The 2,647-nt window shown below is 70.6% G+C and carries 3 protein-coding genes; all 3 read right to left on the bottom strand.

Annotation, left to right across the window (positions count from 1 at the left end; translation table 11 throughout):
• Positions 1 to 149: hypothetical protein (locus G6018_RS01980; RefSeq protein ID WP_182638579.1), on the bottom strand; the 149-nt coding region annotated here is incomplete at its 3' end.
• On the bottom strand, positions 146 to 1,240 hold the full coding sequence (mraY, locus tag G6018_RS01975) for a phospho-N-acetylmuramoyl-pentapeptide-transferase (RefSeq protein ID WP_179525064.1): 1,095 nt from the start codon (positions 1,238 to 1,240) through the stop codon (positions 146 to 148). The genes mraY and G6018_RS01980, both read right to left, overlap by 4 nt.
• The coding region (murF, locus tag G6018_RS01970) for a UDP-N-acetylmuramoyl-tripeptide--D-alanyl-D-alanine ligase (RefSeq protein WP_182638578.1) at positions 1,237 to 2,647 on the bottom strand (1,411 nt) is incomplete at its 5' end. The genes mraY and murF, both read right to left, overlap by 4 nt.

The following is a 2,647-nucleotide window of genomic DNA, read 5'->3' as shown; positions in this document are numbered from 1 at the left end:
TCCGGTCGCGAGTCCGCCACCACGGGCTCGGCGCCGAGCGCGTGGAGGATCCGGACGGCCCCCGGCCCGGACACCCCGGCGCCGAGGACGAGCACGCGGGCGCCGGCGAGGTCGCGGATGTCCACACGCTGTCGTGTCACGTCCGTCATCCCGTCGAGCTCGCGAGCCAGTCACCGTAGAACAGCGCGATGGCCAGGCCACAGGAGATGGCCACGAGGAGCCAGAACCTGATGGTCACGGTCGTCTCGGCCCATCCGCCGTTCTCGAAGTGGTGGTGGATGGGTGTCATCCGGAACGGACGACGGCCGGTGGTGCGGAACGCCGCGACCTGGATGAGCACCGAGACGAACTCGATCACGAAGACCGCGCCGACGACGACCATCAGGAGTTCGGTCCGCGAGACCACCGAGACACCGGCGACGATGCCGCCCAGGAACATCGACCCCGTGTCGCCCATGAAGATCTTGGCCGGCGCCGCGTTCCACCACAGGAAGCCCAGGCACGCCCCGAGCGCGGCGGAGCACACCACGGCGATGTCGAGGGGATCCCGGACCTGGTAGCACCCGGACAGGTCCACCCCCTCCGCCGTGGAGAAGCACGAGTACCGGAACTGCCAGAAGCTGAACACCACGTAGGTGCCCATGACCATGGCCATCGAACCGGCCGCGAGCCCGTCCAGACCGTCGGTGAAGTTGACCGCGTTGGACCAGCCGTAGACCAGGAGGACGATGAAGACCAGGAAGACGACCACCGGGAAGGTCACGGCGACGAAGTCCCGCACGTAGCTCAGCGACCTGCTGGCGGGGGTCAGCCCGTCGTCGTTGCGGAATCCCAGGACCAGGATGCCAAAGGCGAGCGCCGCGAGCACCTGACCGACGGTCTTGGACAGGATGCCCAGACCCTTGTTGTGCCGCTTGAACACCTTGAGGCCGTCATCGATCATCCCGACCACGGCCAACGCGGTGGCCAGTCCGAGGATGAGCAGGCCGGAGGCGGTGAACCCGCCACCGCCCACCGTCACCTGCCCCACCAGCCCGGCCACGATGTACCCCAGCCACACCGCGGCGAGGATCGCGATCCCGCCCATGTTGGGGGTCCCGCGCTTGCTCATGTGCGACTGGGGGCCCTCCAGGCGGATCTCCTGCCCGAAGCCGTGCCGACGGAAGTAGATGATGAGCACCGGGGTGAGGAAGATGCTCACGACGAAGGCGACGATGCCCGCGATCATGATCTGGGTCATTCGGACTTCTCCTCACCACGCGACGCGAGCAGATGCTCCGCGACGCTCCACAAGCCCACGGCCGCCGAGGCCTTGACCAACACGATGTCCCCCGGCTGCACGCGCTCGTCGACGATGGCGGACGCCTCCTCGGCGGTCTCGACGTGCTCCGCCTCCGATCCCCACGAGCCCTCCTGCACCGCCCCCTGGAACAGTGCGCGCTGGGGTCGACCCCGGCCGACCACCACGAGTTGGGACACGTCGAGCCGCACGAGGAACCGCCCGATGAGGTCGTGCTCCGTCACCGAGTCGTCGCCGAGTTCCGCCATCTCGCCCAGGATCGCCCAGGTCCGGCGGTGTCCCCCTCCCGACCGGGCCATCACCGCGAGCGACTTGAGCGCGGCCCGCACCGAATCGGGGTTGGCGTTGTAGGAGTCGTTGATCACGGTGACACCGTCGGCGGTGACCCGGACGTCCATCCGCCGGGCGGAGGCGGCCCGGGCGGTGCCGAGAGCGGCGGCGACCGCGGCGACGTCCATACCGCAGGCCAGACCCACCGCGGCGGCCGACAGGGCGTTGCCCACCTGGTGCTCCCCGTGGACGCGGAGGGCCACGTCGGCCTCGCCGTCCGGGGTCACCAGCCGGAAGGAGGCCCGGACCTCGTCGTCGAGCCGCACGTCCTCGGCGCGGAGGTCCGCGGACCGGCCCGTCCCGACCGTCACGACCTCGGCGGACGTCCGCCCGGCCATTCCCAGGACCCGGTCATCGTCGGCGTTGAGCACCGCGACCCCTCCGTGGGCCGCATCCGGCAGGGCCTCGACCAACTCACCCTTCGTGGCGGCGATGACGTCACGCGACCCGAACTCACCCAGGTGCGCGGTCCCCACGTTGAGCACCACACCGATCCTCGGGGGCGCGATCTCCGCGAGCTCGCGGATGTTGCCCGGCGCGCGGGCACTCAGCTCGAGCACCAGGAAGTCCGTGGACTCATCGGCACGCAGGGCGGTCCAGGGATGGCCGATCTCGTTGTTGAACGATCCGGGCGGCGCGATGACCGTCCCGGCCGCGGAGAGAACCGCGCCGATGAGGTCCTTGGTGCTGGTCTTGCCCGAGGAGCCGGTGATCCCGACCACGACGAGCCCGTGGTCGGCGACCAATCTGTCCACGCTGGCGCGCGCCAGGGACCCGAGCGCCGCGAGCACCGCCGCACCGGACCCGTCGGAATCCGCGGCCAGGACCATGGCGTTGGTCACGCGCCGGTCCACGGGGGGCACCACGATCTGCGCGCCCGCGCCCTCGGGGACATCGGTGACCTCGCGGGCGACCAGCGCCGCCGCCGCACCCGCCTGCAGCGCGCGGGCGACGAACTCGTGTCCGTCGACCCGCTCGCCGGGGAGTGCGAGGAACAGTCCGCCCGGCTCGAGACGA

This window comes from Dietzia sp. DQ11-44 (assembly GCF_014145205.1).
GTDB classification, from domain to species: Bacteria; Actinomycetota; Actinomycetes; order Mycobacteriales; family Mycobacteriaceae; genus Dietzia; species Dietzia natronolimnaea.
This window is presented reverse-complemented; position numbering and strand designations above follow the sequence as displayed.